General features: G+C 72.6%; 18 protein-coding genes. 16 read left to right on the top strand and 2 right to left on the bottom strand.

Annotation, left to right across the window (positions count from 1 at the left end):
* Positions 1–44 precede the first annotated feature (44 nt).
* The 10 genes from hrcA to SJ20_RS09840 all read left to right on the top strand — a co-directional run bounded on the left by hrcA (position 45) and on the right by SJ20_RS09840 (position 10697).
* Positions 45–1058 carry a heat-inducible transcriptional repressor HrcA gene (hrcA, locus tag SJ20_RS09885; protein WP_002854678.1) on the top strand — a complete coding sequence of 338 codons (1014 nt, stop codon included), beginning with the start codon at positions 45–47 and terminating at the stop codon, positions 1056–1058.
* A 75-nt stretch (positions 1059–1133) separates the two neighbouring features.
* Positions 1134–2267 carry a molecular chaperone DnaJ gene (dnaJ, locus tag SJ20_RS09880; protein ID WP_044659800.1) on the top strand — a complete coding sequence of 378 codons (1134 nt, stop codon included), beginning with the start codon at positions 1134–1136 and terminating at the stop codon, positions 2265–2267.
* Positions 2264–3025, top strand: a complete 762-nt coding sequence (locus SJ20_RS09875; protein WP_044659799.1) for a 16S rRNA (uracil(1498)-N(3))-methyltransferase — start codon at positions 2264–2266, stop codon at positions 3023–3025. The genes dnaJ and SJ20_RS09875 overlap by 4 nt, the downstream gene beginning before the upstream one ends.
* A gap of 40 nt (positions 3026–3065) precedes the next feature.
* Positions 3066–4139 carry a PhoH family protein gene (locus SJ20_RS09870; RefSeq protein ID WP_036336560.1) on the top strand — a complete coding sequence of 358 codons (1074 nt, stop codon included), beginning with the start codon at positions 3066–3068 and terminating at the stop codon, positions 4137–4139.
* On the top strand, positions 4129–4602 hold the full coding sequence (ybeY, locus tag SJ20_RS09865) for an rRNA maturation RNase YbeY (RefSeq protein WP_010078622.1): 474 nt from the start codon (positions 4129–4131) through the stop codon (positions 4600–4602). The genes SJ20_RS09870 and ybeY overlap by 11 nt, the downstream gene beginning before the upstream one ends.
* Before the next feature lie 11 nt (positions 4603–4613).
* Entirely contained in the window at positions 4614–5939 is a 1326-nt protein-coding gene (locus SJ20_RS09860) for a hemolysin family protein (protein ID WP_044659798.1), read from the top strand.
* A 43-nt stretch (positions 5940–5982) separates the two neighbouring features.
* Positions 5983–6948: a GTPase Era gene (era, locus tag SJ20_RS09855; protein ID WP_041103742.1), complete on the top strand. Its 966-nt coding sequence runs from the start codon at positions 5983–5985 to the stop codon at positions 6946–6948.
* 337 nt (positions 6949–7285) lie between these two features.
* Positions 7286–9019, top strand: a complete 1734-nt coding sequence (gene leuA, locus SJ20_RS09850) for a 2-isopropylmalate synthase (protein WP_036336553.1) — start codon at positions 7286–7288, stop codon at positions 9017–9019.
* Entirely contained in the window at positions 9016–9837 is an 822-nt protein-coding gene (recO, locus tag SJ20_RS09845; protein ID WP_036336551.1) for a DNA repair protein RecO, read from the top strand. Before leuA ends, recO begins: the two co-directional genes overlap by 4 nt.
* Positions 9834–10697 (top strand): isoprenyl transferase, encoded by an 864-nt coding sequence (locus SJ20_RS09840; protein ID WP_036336549.1) that lies wholly within the window; start codon positions 9834–9836, stop codon positions 10695–10697. The genes recO and SJ20_RS09840 overlap by 4 nt, the downstream gene beginning before the upstream one ends.
* Here SJ20_RS09840 and SJ20_RS09835 read toward each other — a convergent pair.
* Positions 10637–11746, bottom strand: coding sequence for an alpha/beta hydrolase (locus SJ20_RS09835; protein WP_036336547.1), 1110 nt, complete (start codon positions 11744–11746; stop codon positions 10637–10639). The two genes, SJ20_RS09840 and SJ20_RS09835, sit on opposite strands and share 61 nt — an antisense overlap.
* A gap of 55 nt (positions 11747–11801) precedes the next feature.
* Between SJ20_RS09835 and SJ20_RS09830 the strand changes: the two genes are divergently transcribed.
* Positions 11802–12929, top strand: a complete 1128-nt coding sequence (locus SJ20_RS09830; RefSeq protein WP_044659797.1) for a quinone-dependent dihydroorotate dehydrogenase — start codon at positions 11802–11804, stop codon at positions 12927–12929.
* Between the two features lie 66 nt (positions 12930–12995).
* Here the strand turns inward: SJ20_RS09830 and SJ20_RS09825 are convergent, their stop codons facing one another.
* On the bottom strand, positions 12996–13619 hold the full coding sequence (locus SJ20_RS09825) for a DUF3043 domain-containing protein (protein WP_036336545.1): 624 nt from the start codon (positions 13617–13619) through the stop codon (positions 12996–12998).
* 80 nt (positions 13620–13699) lie between these two features.
* Between SJ20_RS09825 and SJ20_RS09820 the strand changes: the two genes are divergently transcribed.
* From SJ20_RS09820 to SJ20_RS09800, 5 genes are all read left to right on the top strand, one after another.
* Positions 13700–15103, top strand: a complete 1404-nt coding sequence (locus SJ20_RS09820) for a dipeptidase (protein ID WP_044659796.1) — start codon at positions 13700–13702, stop codon at positions 15101–15103.
* A 118-nt stretch (positions 15104–15221) separates the two neighbouring features.
* Entirely contained in the window at positions 15222–15614 is a 393-nt protein-coding gene (erpA, locus tag SJ20_RS09815; RefSeq protein WP_002854644.1) for an iron-sulfur cluster insertion protein ErpA, read from the top strand.
* A 335-nt stretch (positions 15615–15949) separates the two neighbouring features.
* Entirely contained in the window at positions 15950–16810 is an 861-nt protein-coding gene (gene coxB, locus SJ20_RS09810; protein WP_082067641.1) for a cytochrome c oxidase subunit II, read from the top strand.
* Positions 16810–18519: a cytochrome c oxidase subunit I gene (gene ctaD, locus SJ20_RS09805; RefSeq protein WP_044659794.1), complete on the top strand. Its 1710-nt coding sequence runs from the start codon at positions 16810–16812 to the stop codon at positions 18517–18519. Before coxB ends, ctaD begins: the two co-directional genes overlap by 1 nt.
* Entirely contained in the window at positions 18516–18917 is a 402-nt protein-coding gene (locus tag SJ20_RS09800) for a cytochrome c oxidase subunit 4 (RefSeq protein WP_002854636.1), read from the top strand. Before ctaD ends, SJ20_RS09800 begins: the two co-directional genes overlap by 4 nt.
* Positions 18918–19980 lie beyond the last annotated feature (1063 nt).

Here is a 19980-nt window from a genome sequence, read left to right as displayed (position 1 = left end):
CTCCGGGGTCGCCCCGGATCCCGACGGACCAGAGGAGGACCGAGATGTCGGAGCAGCCCCGCCGCCTGCAGGTGCTCCAGGCGATCGTGGAGGACTACGTGGCCCTGCGCGAGCCCGTGGGCTCCAAGGCGCTCGTGGAACGGCACGCCCTGGGCGTGTCCTCCGCGACCGTGCGCAACGACATGGCGGCGCTCGAGGAGGAGGGCCTCATCGTGGCCCCGCACACCTCCGCCGGGCGCGTCCCCACGGACAAGGGCTACCGCGTGTTCGTCGACCGCCTCTCCGAGGTGAAGCCGCTGTCCCCGGCCGAGCGCCGGGCCGTACGGACCCTGCTGGACCCGGAGACGGACACCGAGCACATGATGGAGTCCACGGTGCGCCTCCTGGCCCAGCTGACCCAGCAGGTCGCCGTCGCGCAGTTCCCCCACGAGGACGGCTCCACGATCCGCCACCTCGAACTGGTCTCCCTCACACCCACGCGCCTGCTCGTGGTCCTCATCCTGTCCACGGGACGGGTGGACCAGCGGCACGCCGTCCTGGACCGGCCGGTCGACGAGGCGGAGCTGTCCGTGCTCCGCGGCCTCCTGCTGGACGCCCTGCTGGGGCTCGGTCCGGTGCAGGCGGCCGCCGTGGTGGACGACGTCGTCACCCGGGTCCGCCCGGAGCACCGGCCGTCCGCGGCCCTCGTGGCCGCGGCCGTCCAGGACCTGCTCGAGGCCGGCCGGCAGGACCGCATCGTCCTCGCCGGCACCGCCAACCTGGCCCGCTCCCCGGGGGACTTCGGCGCGTCCATCGGGCCGATCCTGGAGGCACTCGAGGAGCAGGTGGTGCTGCTGCGCCTGCTCACGGAGATGGAGCAGGACGCCCACGGGGTGTCCGTGCGGATCGGGTCCGAGAACGCCGGATCGCTCGCGGACACCTCGGTGGTCGCGGCCGCCTACGGCCCCGGCGCCGTGGCGAAGCTCGGCGTCATCGGTCCGACCCGGATGGACTATCCGGGCACGATGGCCGCCGTCCGGGCGATCGCCCGCTATCTCTCCCGCATCCTGACCACCTGACGCGCCTCCGCGCGTCCCGGCGGGCCCCGTCCCGCATCGCCCCACGTCCCGCTCTCCCCGAGAGGAATCCCCACCGTGACCGACCACTACGAGACGCTCGGCGTCAGCCGTGACGCCAGCACCGAGGAGATCCGCCGCGCCTACCGCAAGCTCGCGCGCACCCACCACCCGGACGTCAACCCCGACCCGGAGGCGGCCGAGCAGTTCAAGCGCATCTCCCACGCCTACGAGGTGCTCTCGGACGAGGGCCGGCGCCGGGCCTACGACACGACGGGCAATGAGAACGGCCAGGCCGGCTTCCCGGGCGGCTTCGGCGGGGCGGGCGGCTTCGGGGGCTTCGCCGACATCTTCGAGACCTTCATGAACGCCGCCGGCCAGGGCGGCCGCGGCGGCCCCGCCAGCCGCGCCCGCCGCGGCCAGGACGCCCTGGTGACCGCGCGGATCGACCTGCGCGACGCCGTCTTCGGCGGCGAGCAGACGATCGAGCTGGACACGGCCGTGCGCTGCGAGCGGTGCGAGGGCTCGTGCTGCGAGCCCGGCACCCAGCCGGAGACCTGCCAGACCTGCCACGGCCACGGCATGATCCAGCGCCCCGTGCGGTCGCTGCTGGGCACCGTCATGGCCACCGAGGCCTGCCCCGCCTGCCAGGGGTTCGGCACCGTCATCCCGACGCCCTGCCACGAGTGCGACGGGCAGGGCCGGGTCCGCACCCGGACGCCGCTGACCCTGCGCATCCCCGCGGGCGTGGACGACGGCACCCGCATCCACCTCGCCGGCCGCGGCGAGGCCGGCCCGGGCGGCGGCCCGAACGGCGACCTCTACGTGGAGATCGCGGTCCGCCCGGACGAGACCTTCCGCCGCGAGGGCGACCACCTGGCCACCACCGTGACCGTCCCCATGGCCGCCGCGGCCCTGGGGACCACCGTCACGCTGGACACCCTGGACGGCAAGCAGTCCGTCAGCCTGGACCCGGGTGTGCAGTCCGGCCACGTCGAGGTCCTCCACGGCCTGGGCGTCGGCCGCCTGCGCGGGCAGGGCCGTGGCGACCTCAAGGTGGACGTGGTGGTCACCACGCCCACCGACCTGGACGACGAGCAGCGCCAGCTCCTGGAGCGCCTGGCCGAGGTGCGCGGCGAGGAGGTCGTGCACGGCGCACCCCAGGCCAAGGGCATGTTCGCCCGGCTGCGGGAGAACCTGAGGAACCTGTGACCGCCCCCCTGTTCCACCTCGAGCCGGGCACCCTGGCCGGCGCGAGCGCCGGCGCGGAGGTCGTCTTCGGCGGCCCCGAGGCCCGGCACGCCGCCGCGGCCATGCGCCTGGCCCCCGGGGAGGCCGTGCTCCTGGCCGACGGGTCGGGCACGCTCGGCCACGGCACCGTGCTCGCGGCCGCCCCGGACGCGGTGTCCGTGCGGCTGGACGCGGTGGCGGAGGAGCCGGCGCCCGCCCCGGCGCTCGTGCTCGTCCAGGCCCTCGCCAAGGGCGACCGGGACCTCATGGCGGTCCAGGCCGCCGTCGAGCTCGGCGTGGACGCCGTGGTGCCCTGGGAGGCGGAGCGCTCGATCGTCCGCTGGAAGGGCCCCAAGGCCGCCAAGGCCCGCCGGAAGTGGGCGGACACGGCCCGCGCGGCCGCCAAGCAGGCGCGTCGCACCCGGGTGCCCGCGGTCCGAGACCACGTCTCCGGGACGGCGGTCGCCGGGCTGGCCCGGGACGACGACGGCGGCCGGCTCGTCCTCGTGCTGCACGAGGACGCGGACCACGGGGTGTCCGCGGTGCCCGCGGAGCGACTCTCCGCGGCCGCCGAGATCGCCGTCGTCGTGGGCCCCGAGGGCGGGATCGGCCCGGCCGAGCTCGAGGCCTGCGTGGCCGCGGGGGCCGTGCCGGTGCGGCTCGGCCCGCACGTGCTGCGCGCCTCCACGGCCGGCCCCGCCGCCCTCGCCGTGCTCCAGCACCGGCTCGGCCGCTGGTGAGCCCCGGCAGGACGGCGCGCCGACGCCTAGACTGGTCGGGATGTCCCGCCCCCGCGACCCCGAGGTGATCCGCCCCATCGTGACCGTGCCCCCCACGACCCCGACCCCGCCCGCCACCGCGCACGAGGGGGTCGCGTTCGAGTCCGCCGACCTCATGGTCCGCACGCTCGGTCCGCAGGACGCCCTGCTGCGGATCCTCGGCGGCGTGTTCCCCACCGTGGACGTCACGGTCCGCGACCAGCGGCTGGACCTGGCCGGGCCGGTGGCCGAGGTGGCCACGGTGCGGCGCGTCGTCGAGGACCTGCGCTCGATCGCCCGCCGCGACCAGGCCGTCACCCCCGAGGTGATGGGCCAGGTCGTCCACCACGTCCGCGACGCCGCCACCGGGCGCGGCGCGGGTCAGCTGCACCTGGACTCGATCCTCTCGGGCCGGGGCCGCCGCATCCGCGCGAAGACCCTGCACCAGCAGGACTACGTGGAGGCGATCGACCGCTCCACCGTCGTCTTCGGCATCGGCCCGGCCGGCACCGGCAAGACCTACCTGGCGATGGCCAAGGCGGTGCAGGCGCTGCAGGCCAAGGAGGTCAACCGGATCATCCTCACCCGCCCGGCCGTCGAGGCCGGCGAACGGCTCGGCTTCCTGCCCGGCGGGCTCTCCGAGAAGATCGACCCGTACCTGCGCCCCCTGTACGACGCGCTGCACGACATGATCGAGCCCGAGTCGATCCCGCGGCTGATGGAGGCCGGGACCATCGAGGTCGCCCCGCTGGCGTACATGCGCGGCCGCACCCTGAACGACGCGTTCGTGATCCTCGACGAGGCCCAGAACACCACCGGCGAGCAGATGAAGATGTTCCTGACCCGCCTCGGCTTCGGTGCGCGCATGGTCGTCACGGGCGACACCTCGCAGGTGGACCTGCCGCGCGGCACCCAGTCCGGCCTGGCCCAGGCCGTCGAGGTGCTCGAGGGGATCGAGGGACTGGAGATGGTCCGCTTCGACTCCTCGGACGTGGTCCGGCACTCGCTGGTGAGCGCCATCGTGGACGCCTACGACGCCGCCCGCGGCCCCGCGGAGCGGTCCCAGAAGCGAGGAGGGGCCCGCCGTGGCCGTTGAGATCCTGAACGAGTCGGGGATCGAGGTCCCCGAGGACGCGCTGCTGCGCATGGCCCGGCACGTGTACGCGCGCCTGCACGTCCACGAGCGCGCCGAGACGGCCGTGACCGTCGTGGACGCCGCACGCATGGCCGAGCTGCACGAGGAGTGGATGGACCTGCCCGGGCCCACCGACGTGATGAGCCTGCCCATGGACGAGCTGACCCCCGGCTCGCCCGAGGCGCCGGCCGAGGGCGTGCTCGGCGACGTCGTGCTCTGCCCCGAGGTCGCCGCCGAGCAGGCGGCGCGCGGCGGGCACTCCCGTGACGACGAGCTGCTCCTGCTGCTCACCCACGGCATGCTCCACCTGCTCGGGTACGACCACGTCGAGGACGCCGAGCGCGAGGAGATGTTCACGCTCCAGGATCGGCTCGTCTCCGAGGTCCTCGGCCGGCCCGCCCCGGCCCCCACCGTCGAGGATTGACGGCACCGCCCATGCTGACACCCGCCGTCCTCTTCGCCCTCTTCCTGGTCTTCCTCGGCCTGACCTGGACGCTGTCCCTGGCCGAGTCCGCGTTCTCCTACCTCTCCCGGCGGGACGCGGAGGACATCGTCCGCGAGCGGCCCGGCTCCAAGGTCCTGGAGATCGCCCGCGAGCGGGAGAGCCACCTCGGCGCCCTGCGGGTCTGGCGCTTCGTGGCCGAGGCCCTGTCGGCCGTCTGCCTGACCGCGGCCGCCGACGCGGTGGTGGACGACACGTGGCTCGCCGTGGCGATCGCCGCGGTCGTGCTCGTGGGCGTGGCCGCCCTGCTGGGCGTCTGGAGCCCGCGGCCGATCGGCTCCCGCAACGAGGCCGCCGTCGCCCGCCGCCTGGGCGGCCTCGTGTGGGTGCTCCGCCGGGCCCTGGGCCCGCTCGCCGCCCGCCTGGACCGGGACCGGCGCCGTCGCGAGGTCGAGCCGGAGGACGAGGACGACTTCCAGGAGCGCCACCTGCGCGAGTTCGTCGCCCGCGCCCACGACGCGGACGTGCTCGCCGACTCCGAGGCGGAGCTGATCCAGTCGGTGTTCTCCATGAACGACACCATCGTCCGCTCCGTCATGGTGCCGCGCACCGACGTCGTCACGATCGACGCCGACCACACGCTCGGGCAGGCCATGGCCCTGTTCCTGCGCTCCGGCAACTCCCGCATCCCGGTGATCGGCGAGGACGCCGACGACATCCGGGGCATGCTGCACCTCAAGGACGTCACCCGCGCCCTGCACCACGACGGCGCTGCGACCGACACCCCCGTCACCGAGGTCATGCGCGACGTCCGCTTCGTCCCCGAGTCGAAGTCCGTGGCCACCCTCCTGCAGGAGCTGCAGCGCGAGTCCACCCACGTGGCCGTGGTGGTGGACGAGTACGGCGGCACGGCGGGGCTCGTGACCCTCGAGGACCTCATCGAGGAGATCGTCGGGGAGATCTACGACGAGGACGACCACCCGGACCGCCCCGAGGTGGAGTTCGTCGCGCCCGGCGTCTACTCCGTCGACGCGCGCATGGGCATCCACGACTTCCGGGAGGAGTTCGAGCTGCCGGAGGAGGACGAGGACGACGACGTCGACACGGTCGGCGGCCTCCTCGCCAAGGAGCTCGGCCGCGTCCCGATCCAGGGCTCGCGCGTCGTGGTCCAGGGGATCGAGCTCGTCGCGGACACCCTCGAGCCCCGCCGCAACCGGGTCGCGCGCCTGCGCGTCTCCGAGACCCCCGACCGCCCGGTGCGGCTGCGCCGGCGCGAGGAGCAGGCCCACGGCGCCACGCCCGCCGACCCCGTGGCCTGAGCCGGCCGCCCCACCCCACGCCCCGCCTGACAAGGATGACCCCATGACCGATCTCGTCGATCCGGCCCGCGCCGCGGACGGCTTCCGTTCCGGCTTCGTCTCGCTCGTGGGCCGGCCGAACGCCGGCAAGTCCACGCTCACCAACGCGCTGGTGGGGGAGAAGGTGGCGATCACCTCCTCCAAGCCGCAGACCACGCGCCACACCATCCGCGGGATCGTGCACCGCGAGGACTTCCAGCTCGTGCTCGTGGACACCCCGGGTCTGCACCGTCCCCGCACCCTGCTCGGCGAGCGCCTCAACGACCTCGTGGCGGAGACGCTCAACGAGGTCGACGCCGTGGGCATGTGCCTGCCGGCCGACGAGGCGATCGGCCCGGGCGACCGGTTCATCGCCCAGCAGCTCTCCTACCTGCACCGCACCCCGGTGGTCGCCGTGGTGACGAAGACGGACAAGGTGGGCCCGGAGCAGCTCATGGCGCAGCTCGTGGCCGTGACCGCGCTGGGCGACGAGGTCCTCGGGCCGGAGAACGGCGGGGAGGGCTTCGCGGCCGTCGTGCCGGTCTCGGCGGTGGCCGGCCGCCAGGTCGACGACGTCCTGGGCGTCTTCGCGGGCCTGCTGCCGGCCGGGCCGCCCCTGTACCCCGACGGCGAGCTCACGGACGAGCCGGAGGCGGTCATGGTCGCCGAGCTCATCCGGGAGGCGGCCCTGGAGGGCGTGCGCGACGAGCTGCCGCACTCGGTGGCCGTGATGGTCGAGGAGATGTCCCTGCGCGAGGACCGCCCCGCGGATCGGCCCCTCATGGACGTGTGGGCGAACGTCTTCGTCGAGCGGGACAGCCAGAAGGGCATCATCATCGGCAAGGGCGGCTCCCGGCTGCGTGAGATCGGCGCGCAGGCGCGGGCGGGCATCGAGCGCATGCTCGGCACCAAGGTGCACCTGGACCTGCGGGTCAAGGTCGCCAAGGAGTGGCAGCGCGACCCCAAACAGCTCGGCCGACTCGGCTTCTGAGCCCGAGGCCCCGGCCCGGGCGCGCACGCGCCGGAGCGGGCCGCCGTCGTCGTGCGTCACACGGGGACGGCCTCCTGTGGCCCGGCCCACCTCGGTGCTAGGGTCGGGGGCATGTCCCTCCGCCTCGCGACGACAGCGCCGGCCACGGCCCGCCTGCTACTTCCCGGCCGCACGGGGTCCCCGTGCCAGGCCGTGATCCACGCCGCCTGAGCGCATGCGGAGGCAGGACGCCTCCCACCGGACCGGACACCCCGTGCGGAGCCCCTGACCTCCCGGTCCGGCCACCGACCACCCACCTTTCGCGCGCCCGCCGCGCGCACGTCGAGGGAGAACACGCATGAGCGCCCACCTGCAGAAGTCGTCGGGGATGAAGTTCCACAAGTACGTCCCGTTCCAGGACCAGATCGAGGTCGCCCTGCCGGACCGCACCTGGCCGGACAAGGTCATCGAGAAGGCGCCGCTGTGGTGCGCCGTGGACCTGCGCGACGGCAACCAGGCCCTGATCGACCCCATGGGCCCCGAGCGCAAGCTGCGCATGTTCCAGCTGCTCGTCGGCATGGGCTTCAAGGAGATCGAGGTCGGCTTCCCCTCCGCCTCGCAGACCGACTACGACTTCGTCCGCCAGCTCATCGAGGGCGACCACATCCCGGACGACGTCACCATCCAGGTCCTCACCCAGTCCCGTGAGCACCTGATCGAGCGCACCTTCGAGGCGCTCGAGGGCGCCGACCGGGCCATCGTGCACCTGTACAACTCGACGTCGGTGCTGCAGCGCCGCGTGGTGTTCCGGCAGGACGAGGACGGGATCGTGGACATCGCGACCTCCGGCGCGCGCCTGGTGAAGAAGTTCGAGGAGCAGCTCAAGGGCACGCAGATCACCTACGAGTACTCGCCCGAGTCCTACACGGGCACCGAGCTCGAGTTCGCCCGGCGCATCTCGGACGAGGTGGCCACGGTCCTGGAGGCCTCCACCGACCGCAAGATGATCCTGAACCTGCCGGCGACGGTGGAGATGTCCACCCCGAACGTGTACGCCGACTCGATCGAGTGGATGCACCGCAACCTGGAGCACCGCGACTCGCTCATCCTCTCCCTGCACCCGCACAACGACCGCGGCACGGGCGTGGCCGCCGCCGAGCTGGGCTGCCTGGCCGGGGCGGACCGCATCGAGGGATGCCTGTTCGGCAACGGCGAGCGCACCGGCAACGTCGACCTGGTGACGCTGGGCATGAACCTGTACTCGCAGGGCGTCGACCCCATGATCGACTTCTCCGACATGGACCACATCAAGCGCACGGTCGAGTACTGCAACCAGCTGGCCGTGCCCGAGCGCTCGCCGTGGGGCGGCGACCTCGTCTTCACGGCCTTCTCCGGCTCCCACCAGGACGCCATCAAGAAGGGCTTCGAGGCCATGGAGGTCGACGCGAAGGCGGCCGGCACGGACGTGGACGGCATCCCGTGGGCCGTGCCGTACCTGCCCATCGACCCGAAGGACATCGGCCGCTCGTACGAAGCCGTCATCCGCGTGAACTCGCAGTCCGGCAAGGGCGGCGTCGCCTACCTGCTCAAGTCCGAGCACAACCTGGACCTGCCGCGCCGCGCGCAGATCGAGTTCTCCCACGTCATCCAGGATCTGGCCGACGCCCAGGGCGGCGAGGTCTCCGGCGCCGACCTGTGGCGCGTGTTCCAGGACGAGTACCTGCCCGCCGACGCGGCGGAGGCGCAGTGGGGCCGCTACCGGCTCCGCTCGGTCTCCTCGGCCTCCGGCGAGGACGGCGCGTTCCGGATGGAGGCCGAGCTCGAGGTCGACGGCGTCACGCAGACCCGCGCGGCGCAGGGCAACGGCCCGATCGACGCGTTCCTGCGCATCCTCGGCGAGGAGGGCGTGGACGTCCGCGTGCTCGACTACTCCGAGCACGCACTGTCCGAGGGCGGCGCGGCCATGGCCGCCGCCTACGTGGAGGCGGCCGTGGGCGACCGTGTCCTCTGGGGCGTCGGCCTGGACCACAACACCACCACCGCCTCGCTGAAGGCCGTGGTGTCCGCGGTGAACCGCGCCCTGCGCGCGTGAGCGGCTCCGGCTCCTCTTGGCGGGGTGCGCGGCACGGCGGCTACGCGGCGAACTCGTTCCGCACCGAGGCCATCGTGCTGCGCACCCACCGTCTGGGGGAGGCCGATCGCATCGTCGAGGCGCTCACCCCCGAGCACGGCCTGGTCCGGGCCGTGGCCAAGGGGGTGCGCAAGACGTCCTCCCGGCTGGGCTCGGTGGTGGAGCCGTTCATGCACTCCACGCTCCAGCTCGCGCGCGGCCGGGGCGAGCTGCACACCGTGAGCCAGGCGCAGCTGCTGCACCCGTACGCGACGATGCTGGCCGCCGACTACGACGCCTACACCGTCGCCGGCGCCCTCGCCGAGGCCGTCGAGCGGGTCCCCGCGGTGGACGACGACGGTCGGCGCGCCCAGTACCGCCTCTTCCACGGCGCGCTGGCCGCGCTGGCCCGCGGTGCGCACGACCCACGCCTGATCCTGCACTCGTTCCTGCTGCGCGCGCTCGCCCAGGCCGGCTGGGCCCCCACCTTCGACCGGTGCGCCCGCTGCGGCGCCCCCGGCCCGCACACGGCGCTGCACGTGGGCCTCGGCGGGGCCGTCTGTCCCGAATGCAGGCCACCCGGTGCCGCGCACCCGGCCCCGGAGACCTTCGACCTGCTCTCGGCCCTCGCGGCGGGGGACTGGGCCACCGCGGACGCCTCCGGGGCCCCCGCCCGCCGCGAGGCGGCCGGTATCGTGGCCGCGTACCTGCAGTTCCACGCCGAGCGGCGCCTGGTGTCCCTGTCCGTCCTGGACCAGGACCTCGGCCTCCCCGCCCCGCGCGTCGAGAGGAGACCATGAGCGCCGACCGAGCCCCGCAGTCCCCGCCGCCGCACCCCTCGGGTGCGGTCGCCCCGCGGATCGACCCGCGTTTCGTGCCCCGGCATGTGGCGATCGTGATGGACGGCAACGGACGGTGGGCCAACCAGCGCGGCCTGCCGCGCACCGAGGGCCATCGGGCCGGCGAGGCGGCGCTGCTGGACGTCGTCGCCGGGGCGGTGGAGCTGGGGATCGGCCACGTGTCCGCGTACGCGTTCTCCACGGAGAACTGGCGGCGCTCGGCGGAGGAGGTGCGCTTCCTCATGGGCTTCTCCCGGGACGTGCTGCGCCGGCAGCGGGACACCCTGCACTCGTGGAACGTGCGGATCCGGTGGAACGGGCGGGCCCCGCGCCTCTGGACCCCCGTGATCCGGGAGCTGCAGGAGGCCGAGGAGCTCACTCGCCACAACACCGGCACCACCCTGCACATGTGCGTGAACTACGGCAGCCGGGCCGAGATCCTGGACGGCGTCCAGGCGATCGCCGAAGAGGTCCGGGCCGGCCGGATGCGGCCGGGGGAGATCAGCGAGGACGTCATCACCCGCTACCTCGACCGCGGCTTCCGCACGGGTCAGGACGTCGACGTCGTCCCGGACGTGGACCTGTTCCTGCGGACCTCGGGGGAGCAGCGCCTGTCCAACTATCTGCTGTGGCAGTCCGCCTACGCGGAGCTGCTGTTCCTGGACGTGCTGTGGCCGGACGTCGACCGGCGGACCCTGTGGGCCGCCGTCGAGACCTACGCCCGACGGGACCGCCGCTACGGCGGCGCCGTGGACACCCCTCAGCCGGCGCCGTCGTCCGGCGCGCCGGACTCGGCCTCGGACGCCGACGGCGGCGCGTAGGCCCCCAGCCACGTGAGCGTCGCGGCACCGGCCGCCTCGCGCACCGACGCGGGGGAGGCGAACACGTCGTGCAGCGCGTCGGGGAGCCGGTGGACGGTCACCCGGTCGCCGAGCCGCAGGGAGCGGCGGGCCATGGCGTCGGGGTCCAGGACGATGTCCGAGGTCAGCATCGCCTCGGCGTAGGACGTGCCCCGATGCCCGCGCGCGGAGACGAGCACGAGGATCGGCACGGTGACGTCGAGCCGCCCGGCCACGGCCCGGTGCCCCGAGAGGACCGCGCTCAGCCAGGCGGCCGGCACCTCGAACGCGTGCGGGGGACGCCAGAGCGGGTGCAGGTCCCATTCGCCCTCGGCCTGGTCCGAGAGGGTGCGCCAGTAGTGGTCGATGCGCGGCAGTGTGAGCACGGCGTAGGGCTTCATGGCGGAGACGGGCCCCACGATGGACTTCGCCAGCAGGCGCACCCCCGCGCTGCCCTGCATCTCCAGCCACGGGCTGTTGAGCACGAGCGCGGCGAGGCGGCCGGGATTCCGGTCCGCCCACAGCGCGGCGATCAGCCCGCCGGTGGAGTGCCCCATGAGGATGGGCGGCAGCGGATGATCCTGGGCGATGGTCTCGAACGCGGCCTCGAGGTCCGCGTCGTAGCGGGTCAGGTCGTCCGTCCAGCCGGGCGTCTGTCCCGCGCGCAGCGAGCGGCCGTAGTGGCGGAGGTCGACGGCGTGGAAGGCGTAGCCGGCGGCCTCGAACGCGTGGGCGAGCGGGGCGTTGTAGAAGTAGTCGCTCCAGCCGTGCACCGAGAGGATGGGCCGCCGGGCCGGGTCACGGGGGGCGTCGGTGCGCGGACGCACCACTGTGACAAGGTTCTGTCCTTGTTCATCGGTGTCGAGGCCGAGGGTGCATCGTTCGAAGCCCGGCAGCCCGTCCGGGACCCAGCCCAGGCCCGGCGGATCGTCGAGGAACGGGCGGGTGTCCTCCTCCGTCGGTCCGCCGGCGGGTGCGCCGTGCGGGGCGGAGGGGTCCGGGGGCGGCGGCTGGAGCGGGTCACGGGCCATCCGACCACTCTAGGAGGACCCCGGACGGGCGGGAGGCCCGTGCGAGGATGGGGGCATGCAGCTGCCTGATCCCAAGTCCGCCGTCGACGGCCTCCTGACCTCCCGTGCGCCTCGCCTGTACCCGCCCTTCTTCCGTGCCGTGTTCGGCGGCATGGACGCGGAGCGGGCGCACCATCGGGGCTTCGACGCGATCCGGCTGGTCGAGCGCACCGGGGCGTCCGCCGCCCTGCGCGCCGCCTTCCGCCCGGACCCGATGCTCGCGCGCACGGTCATGGGCCTGCGGTTCCCGACGCCCTTCGGCCTGGCCGCGGGGTTCGACAAGGACGGCCGGGGGACCGCCGCTCTGGCCGACCTCGGGTTCGGCCACATCGAGGTCGGCACGATCACGGCGCAGCCGCAGCCCGGCAACCCGCAGCCGCGACTGTTCCGTCTCGTGGACGACCGGGCGCTGGTCAACCGCATGGGCTTCAACAACGACGGCGCGGCGGCCGTCGCCCCCCGCCTGGCGCGGACCCGGCAGACACTGGAGCGCCGCTTCGGCCCGGCCCGGCCGGTCCTGGGCGTGAACATCGGCAAGACCAAGGTGGTCCCCCTCGAGGACGCGGCGGACGACTACCGGGCCTCGACCCGCCTGCTCGCGCCCCACGCCGACTACCTGACGGTCAACGTGTCCTCGCCGAACACGCCGGGGCTGCGCCAGCTGCAGGAGATCGACGCGCTGGAGCCGATCCTCACGGCGGTGCGCGAGGAGGCCGACCGTGCGGTCCCGGACCGTCGCGTGCCGCTGACCGTGAAGATCGCCCCGGACCTGGCGGACGACGACGTGCGCGCCGTCGGGGCGCTCGCCGAGCGCCTCGGGCTCGACGGCGTCATCGCGACCAACACGACCGTCTCCCGGGAGGGTCTGCGCACCCCGCGTGCCGACGTGGACGCCCTGGGCGCGGGCGGCCTGTCCGGCGCCCCGCTCCAGGAGCGGTCGATGCGGGTGCTGGAGGTCCTGCGGGCGGCGCTGCCGACGGGCACCGCCGTCGTCAGCGTGGGCGGGGTGACGGACGCCGACGACGTCCAGGCCCGGCTCGACGCGGGCGCGGACCTCGTCCAGGGCTACACCGCGTTCCTCTACGAGGGCCCGTTCTGGGCCGGCCGGATCACCGCCGGGCTGGCCCGGTCCCTGCGGGGCTGACGGTCTGCTCGCCGGGGACGCGACGGCCCGGACCCACCGGGGTCCGGGCCGTGGCGCGGTGTCGTGTCAGGCGGGGTACTCGCCCCGCTTGACCTGGGGCTTGGGCAGACGCAGGCGGCGGAACTGCAGGGCCCGCATGATGCCGTAGAAGCCGGTCCCGGACTCCGGCGTGCCGAAGCGCTCCGTGAGGCCCTTCTTGATGTGCCGGCTGACCAGGAAGCTCTCGATGAGCACGAGGGCCACGAGGACGTACAGGCTGATCATCAGGATCAGCTGCGCCTCGCGGCCGGGGATGAACATGAGCAGGACGTAGGCGAAGACGACGGGCATGAGCCACTCGCCGATGCCGGTGCGTGCGTCCACGTAGTCACGGACCCAGCGCTTCTGCGGTCCCTTGTCGCGCGCCGGGAGGCCGCGCTCGTCCCCGGTCTCCAGCGCGGCGCGCTGGCGCATCCGCTCCTGGGCCATCGCCTGACGCTCGGCCTTGCGGGCCGCCTTGCGATCCTCGGGGACCAGGGTGCGACGGCGCGCGGCCTCCTGGTCGCGGCGCCGCGGAGTCGGGCCCTTCTTGCCCTGCGAGCGGTCGCGCGGCCCGGCCTCGGCCACGGCGGCGCCCTCGGCGGGAGCGGCCGAGGAGCCGTGAGTCGAGGGGGCGGGCGCGGTCTCGGGGGTCTTGTCTCGCTTGAACACCCCTCCAGTCTAGTGGTGGGGCGCGTCCGGCCCGCCCGGAGGCGCGGCCCTCGGCTCGGCCGCCGTCTACGCTGGCCGTCATGACTGACATCACCTCCCGTGCGCCGCAGGACGCGGCCCTCGTCTCCGCCGTCCGTGAGGCCGTCGAGGCCCGTTTCCCGACGACCCTCCAGACCCTCACCGACCTCGTGGCGATCCCGGGCATCGCCTGGGACTCCGCGGACCGCACCCAGCTCGAGCGGTCCGCCGAGGCCGTCGCGGGCCTGCTGCGCGAGGCGGGCCTGCAGGAGGTGGAGATCGTGACCGAGACCCGCGACGACGACCGGCCCGGTGGGCCGGCGGTGATCGGCGAGAAGCCCGGCGCCTCTGACAAGCCCACCGTCTTGTTGTATGCCCATCACGACGTGCAGCCGATCGGGGACGAGGACCTCTGGGACACCCCGCCGCTCGTGGCCACCGAGCGCGGCGGGCGGCTGTACGGCCGCGGCGCCGCCGACGACAAGGCCGGCATCATGGTCCACCTCGCCGCCCTCGCCGCCCTGCGGGACGTCCTGCCCGACGCCGGCGTCGGCGTCCGCGTCTTCATCGAGGGCGAGGAGGAGGCCGGCTCGCCCACCTTCCGCACCTTCCTGGAGAAGCACCGGGCGCGCCTCGACGCCGACGCGATCGTGGTCGCGGACTCGTCCAACTGGGCCGTGGGGGAGCCAGCGCTGACCACCTCCCTGCGTGGGCTGGTGGACGGCACGGTGACCGTCCGGGTGCTCGACCACGCCGTGCACTCCGGCATGTTCGGCGGGCCGGTCCTGGACGCCGTCGTCCTGCTCTCGCGGCTGATCGCCACGCTCCACGACGCGGACGGCGCGGTCGCCGTGCCCGGCCTCGAGCCGCGGCAGACCGCGGGCCTGGACTACCCCGAGGACGTCTTCCGTGCGGACGCGGGCGTGCTGGACGGGGTGACCCTGGCCGGCCGCGGCCCGGTCGCGGACCGGCTGTGGAACGCTCCCGCGCTGAGCATCATCGGGATCGACGCGCCCTCGGTCGCGGAGTCCTCGAACACGATCCAGCCCGCCGCGCGCGCGAAGTTCTCGCTGCGCCTGGGCCCCGGCATGGACCCCGCGGAGGCCTTCGAGGCGCTGCGCACCCACCTGGAGGCGCAGTCCGCGGCGGTGCTCGGCGCGGAGATCACGGTCACCGCGGGGGAGTTCGGCCAGCCGTTCACGACGGACACCTCGGCCCCCGCCACGGCCGCGATGATGGCCGCCCTGGAGGACGCCTGGGGCGTCGAGCCCCGGGCGATCGGCATGGGCGGCTCCATCCCGTTCACCGCGGACCTCGCCGAGGTCTTCCCGGAGGCCACCCTCCTCATCACGGGCGTGGAGGACCCGGACACGCGGGCGCACTCGGCCAACGAGTCGCTGCACATCGACGACTTCAAGCGGGCCGTCGTGGCCGAGGCGCTCTGGCTCGCGCGGCTGTCCGCGTGAGTGCCGCCCGGCCCGTCGGTGCGGCGGGCCGGGAATGCCCCGTGGGCGGCTAGTGTTGTCCGGGAGACCACACGCGCGTGACGGCCCCGTCCGCGCCCCATGATCTGAGGAGGTCACGATGGCTCTGTCCGCAGAGGAGACCGGCGTCGAGATCGGCGCGACCCAGGACGCCGAGGGCCTGCCCCCGCACGAGGTCGAGCTGACCGACGTGGCGGCCGGCAAGGTGCGCTCGCTGCTCGAGCAGGAGGGCCGCACGGACCTGCGGCTGCGCGTCGCCGTGCAGCCGGGCGGCTGCTCGGGCCTGATCTACCAGCTCTACTTCGACGAGCGCGTCCTCGACGGCGACACCGTCCGTGACTACGACGGGGTCGAGGTGATCGTCGACAAGATGAGCGTGCCCTACCTCATGGGCGCGACCATCGACTTCGAGGACACCATCTCGAAGCAGGGCTTCACGATCGACAACCCCAACGCAGGCGGCTCGTGCGCCTGCGGCGACTCCTTCCACTGATCTGCGGGCGCCCGGAGCGCCACGGACCGCGAACCGGCGGGTCGGCCTCGGCCGGCCCGCCGTCGTCGTGCCCGGGCACCGCGCCCAGGATGCTCGGACCCGACTCCCAGACACGATCGGCACGTGTCACGGTGCGGAGAATCCGCGTGTTTCGGCTTAGACTGGCTCTGAATCATCAGGGCATACCCGTGCTCCCTGCGAGGACGCTGCGAGAAGCCGCCGAATCGCCGGGGGAGCGGGGACGCCCCTCGCACACGAGATGAAGAGGAAGGCCGTCTGTGAGAGCACAGAATGACGCCGGACGTCGGACCCGCCGCCGCTGGACCGCCGGTGCCGTGGGCACCACGGCGCTCCTGGTGCTGACCGGCTGTTCGGCAGAGGTCCAGCGCGGCTGGTACCCCGGCACCCGGGACACCACCAACCACAACGCCCAGCTCACCGACCTGTGGGTGAACTCCTGGATCGCGGCCATGGTCGTCGGTCTGCTGGCCTGGGGCGCCATGATCTGGTGCATGGTGGCGTACCGCCGCCGCAAGAACGACCAGGGCTTCCCGAAGCAGACGGCCTACAACGTGCCGCTCGAGACCATGTTCACGGCCATCCCGATCCTGATGGTCTTCACTTTCTGGGGCTTCACCGACCGCGTCCAGACCGAGGTCGACCGCCCCGTGGACGACTCGCCGCTGACCGTCACCGTGTACGGCAAGCAGTGGTCCTGGGACTTCAACTACTCCTACGAGCAGGAGAACGGCGAGGTCATCGAGGCCCACTACTCCGGCATCCAGGCCCAGCTGGACGGCACCGAGGGCGTGCGTGACACCCTTCCGGTCCTGTACCTGCCGAACGACGTGCCGGTGCACTTCGAGCTGAAGTCCCGTGACGTGGCCCACTCCTTCTGGATCCCGCAGTTCCTCCAGAAGCGTGACATGGTGCCCGGCAAGACCAACCACCTGTACCTGACCCCCCAGGAGCTGGGCAGCTACGACGGCAAGTGCGCCGAGCTGTGCGGCGAGTCCCACTCCGAGATGCTCTTCAACGTGGAGGTCGTCGACGAGGCGGAGTTCGTCCAGCGCCTCGAGGAGATGGAGCCGGGTCAGGTGGGCGACGAGTACAGCCGCAATCCCAACAACAACCCTGACGGCGCCGGGACGATGGAGCGCGATCTCCAGACCCCCCGCGGTGGAGGTAGCCACTGATGACCACTTACGAGTACGCAACGGATGAGGTGCGCTCACAGGCGCAGCCTCGTGTGGTGCCCCGTTCGCTGGGCAAGATCGTCGTCAGCTGGCTGACGACGACCGACCACAAGGTGCTCGGGTACATGTACCTGATCACGTCCTTCGTCTTCTTCTGCATCGGCGGCGTCATGGCCCTCATGATCCGCGCGGAGCTCTTCGAGCCCGGCATGCAGATCCTGCAGACGAAGGAGCAGTACAACCAGCTGTTCACCATGCACGGCACGCTCATGCTGCTCATGTTCGCGACCCCGCTCTTCACGGGCTTCGCCAACGTGCTGGTGCCGCTGCAGATCGGTGCTCCGGACGTGTCCTTCCCGCGTCTGAACGCCTTGGCGTTCTGGTTCTTCCTGTTCGGCTCGCTCATCGCGACCGCCGGCTTCCTCACCCCGCAGGGTGCGGCCTCGTTCGGCTGGTTCGCCTACGCCCCGCTCTCCAACACCACGTACTCGCCGGGCGTCGGCGGTGACCTCTGGGTGTTCGGTCTGGTCCTCCAGGGCTTCGGCACGATCATGGGCGGCGTCAACTTCATCACCACGATCCTGACGATGCGTGCTCCTGGCATGACGATGTGGCGCATGCCGATCTTCACCTGGAACACGCTCATCACCGGCATCCTGATCATGGTGGCGTTCCCGCCGTTCGCCTCCGCGCTCTTCGCGCTGGGCCTGGACCGTCGCTTCGGCGGCCACATCTTCAACCCGGAGAACGGCGGCGCCATCCTGTGGCAGCACCTCTTCTGGTTCTTCGGCCACCCCGAGGTGTACATCATCGCCCTGCCGTTCTTCGGCGTCGTGTCGGAGATCATCCCGGTGTTCTCCCGCAAGCCGATCTTCGGCTACAAGTCCATCGTGTTCGCGACGACGGCGATCGCCGCGCTCTCCGTGACGGTGTGGGCGCACCACATGTACGTGACCGGCGCCGTGCTCCTGCCGTTCTTCTCCGTGATGACCATGCTCATCGCGGTCCCGACCGGCGTGAAGTTCGTGAACTGGATCGGCACCATGTGGCGCGGTTCGATCACCTTCGAGACCCCGATGCTGTGGACGCTCGGCTTCATGGTCACCTTCCTGTTCGGTGGCCTGACCGGCGTCATCCTGGCGTCGCCGCCCCTGGACTTCCAGGTGTCCGACACGTACTTCGTCGTGGCGCACTTCCACTACGTCGTCTTCGGCACCGTGGTGTTCGCGATGTTCGCCGGCTTCTTCTTCTGGTGGCCGAAGTTCACCGGCAAGATGCTGAACGAGCGTCTCGGCAAGATCCAGTTCTGGATGCTGTTCGTGGGCTTCCACGGCACGTTCCTGATCCAGCACTGGCTCGGTGTCATCGGCATGCCCCGTCGCTACGCGGACTACATGGTGGAGGACAGCTTCCAGGCGATGAACGCGTTCTCCTCGGTGTTCTCCTTCGTTCTCGGCGCGTCGCTGATCCCGTTCTTCTGGAACGTCTACATCACCTCGCGCTATGGCAAGAAGGTCACCGTGGACGACCCGTGGGGCTTCGGCGCCTCGCTCGAGTGGACCACTTCGTGCCCGCCGCCGCGGCACAACTTCCACTCCCTGCCGCGCATCCGCTCCGAGCGTCCGGCGCTGGATCTGCACCACCCGGAGCTCTTCCCGCACTCGCCTCAGAACACGTCTGAGGCCTTCGGAGAGAAGGTCGCCCAGTGAAGGTCGCAGCCAACATCTTCTGGATCATCGGCCTGTTCTTCATCGCAGCCGCCACCCTCTACGGGTTCTGGGTCGAGTGGACCGAGTGGGCAGGCATCCCGGCCATCTACGCCGTGGGCGGGATGTCCTGGATGATCGCCTGGTACCTGCGGGCCGCCGAGCACAAATACGGCGTCGGCCCTGCAGATGACGAGGACGGTCAGATCGTCGAGTACGCCGGCACCTACGGCACCTTCGCTCCCTGGAGCTGGTGGCCCCTGGGCCTCGGCCTGGGCTGCGCGATCATCGTGACCGGCCTGGCCGTCGGCTGGTGGGTCTTCATCATCGGCATCGTCGCCGCCGCCTACTTCACCTTCGGGTGGGTCTACGAGTTCTCTCGGGGCAAGTACGCCCACTGACCCGGCCGTCGTTCCCACGCCGCAGGCCGGATCCCCTCGGGGGTCCGGCCTGCGGCGTTTCCCTGGGAGCTGAGTACGGCCAGCCCGCCGTTGTAGCAGCCGGCCTTCCGCTCGACGTACACCGCGGCGACGGAACTCCACGACCTGTCTCGCCGCGTCGGGGGAAGCGGGAGCCGTGCACCATGAGCGCGCGTGCCGCGCAGCGGCGCTGGGCAGGCCACCCGACGTCGGCGCGGGCGTCGGCAGCCGCCCAGAGGGGTCGGGCGGCGATGCCCTGACCCCTGCACGGCCGGGGAGTGGGCCGCACGACTGCCCGTGCCGGTGTCGGCGACCGCGCGGCGCTCACCCGCCGCTCCGGGCGAGCGGAGACCGCCGCGTCGTGTGGCAGGAGGGCATGAGGCCGCTGACAGCCATGGGGCCGGCCAGGCCCGGGGAGCGTCACCACCGGGGTAGGGGGCCGACGGTGGTCGTCGTGTCCCGCCCCCCCCCATCGCCGACACCTCGCGTCGCTGGGCCTCGCAGATGCTCGCCCGATCGAGACCACCACCGTCGCGGTGGCAGGCCGGTTCGTCCTCCCGCGCCTCGGTCCGGGACAGGCGGGTGTGCCGGGCGGTCGCTGAGTCGCAGGTCGGTGCACCCCACCCGGCCCCGCTCTCACACGCGACGACAGGTCCGGCTTCACCGTGAGGCCGTCAGAGCTCCGCGCGCCACCGCTAGGGGGTCGGCCCGTGTCCCACAGCTTGCAGGTGCACGGTGCGCCTCGGCCTGCGGCGGCGACCCGCTGAGGCGTCTGGCGCCGGTCTTTCCCTGCCGGGGTGGGCACGCAGGCGGAGGATTCCGGCCCGGTGCCGGTACGTTCGACCGTGTCCGGGCGCAGCTGGTGGTGGGCGGGCGCAGCGGACGGTACAGAGGGCAGTGGTGTGCGTGGGCGAGGCCCATGCGCGGACCTCCCTCCGAGGACGAGCGGATGTCGCAGCGCCCACCCGTGGTGGGGCGCCACCTCATCGACTCTGAGCGCACGTGGGAGGAGAGCCGCTTGAGTGTCAAGGGCCATTGAGTTCTG

It is taken from the genome of Micrococcus sp. MS-ASIII-49 (genome assembly GCF_000946635.1).
Classification (GTDB): Bacteria; Actinomycetota; Actinomycetes; order Actinomycetales; family Micrococcaceae; genus Micrococcus; species Micrococcus luteus.
This window is presented reverse-complemented; position numbering and strand designations above follow the sequence as displayed.

What these genes read in the sequence shown, in the direction of transcription:
- SJ20_RS09830 (WP_044659797.1), top strand. Translation starts at nt 11,802, where the DNA reads ATGCAGCTGCCTGATCCCAAGTCCGCCGTCGACGGCCTCCTGACCTCC.
- SJ20_RS09840 (WP_036336549.1), top strand. Translation starts at nt 9,834, where the DNA reads ATGAGCGCCGACCGAGCCCCGCAGTCCCCGCCGCCGCACCCCTCGGGT.
- SJ20_RS09835 (WP_036336547.1), bottom strand. Translation starts at nt 11,746, where the DNA reads ATGGCCCGTGACCCGCTCCAGCCGCCGCCCCCGGACCCCTCCGCCCCG.
- SJ20_RS09870 (WP_036336560.1), top strand. Translation starts at nt 3,066, where the DNA reads ATGTCCCGCCCCCGCGACCCCGAGGTGATCCGCCCCATCGTGACCGTG.
- SJ20_RS09820 (WP_044659796.1), top strand. Translation starts at nt 13,700, where the DNA reads ATGACTGACATCACCTCCCGTGCGCCGCAGGACGCGGCCCTCGTCTCC.
- era (WP_041103742.1), top strand. Translation starts at nt 5,983, where the DNA reads ATGACCGATCTCGTCGATCCGGCCCGCGCCGCGGACGGCTTCCGTTCC.
- erpA (WP_002854644.1), top strand. Translation starts at nt 15,222, where the DNA reads ATGGCTCTGTCCGCAGAGGAGACCGGCGTCGAGATCGGCGCGACCCAG.
- SJ20_RS09860 (WP_044659798.1), top strand. Translation starts at nt 4,614, where the DNA reads ATGCTGACACCCGCCGTCCTCTTCGCCCTCTTCCTGGTCTTCCTCGGC.
- leuA (WP_036336553.1), top strand. Translation starts at nt 7,286, where the DNA reads ATGAGCGCCCACCTGCAGAAGTCGTCGGGGATGAAGTTCCACAAGTAC.
- ctaD (WP_044659794.1), top strand. Translation starts at nt 16,810, where the DNA reads ATGACCACTTACGAGTACGCAACGGATGAGGTGCGCTCACAGGCGCAG.
- hrcA (WP_002854678.1), top strand. Translation starts at nt 45, where the DNA reads ATGTCGGAGCAGCCCCGCCGCCTGCAGGTGCTCCAGGCGATCGTGGAG.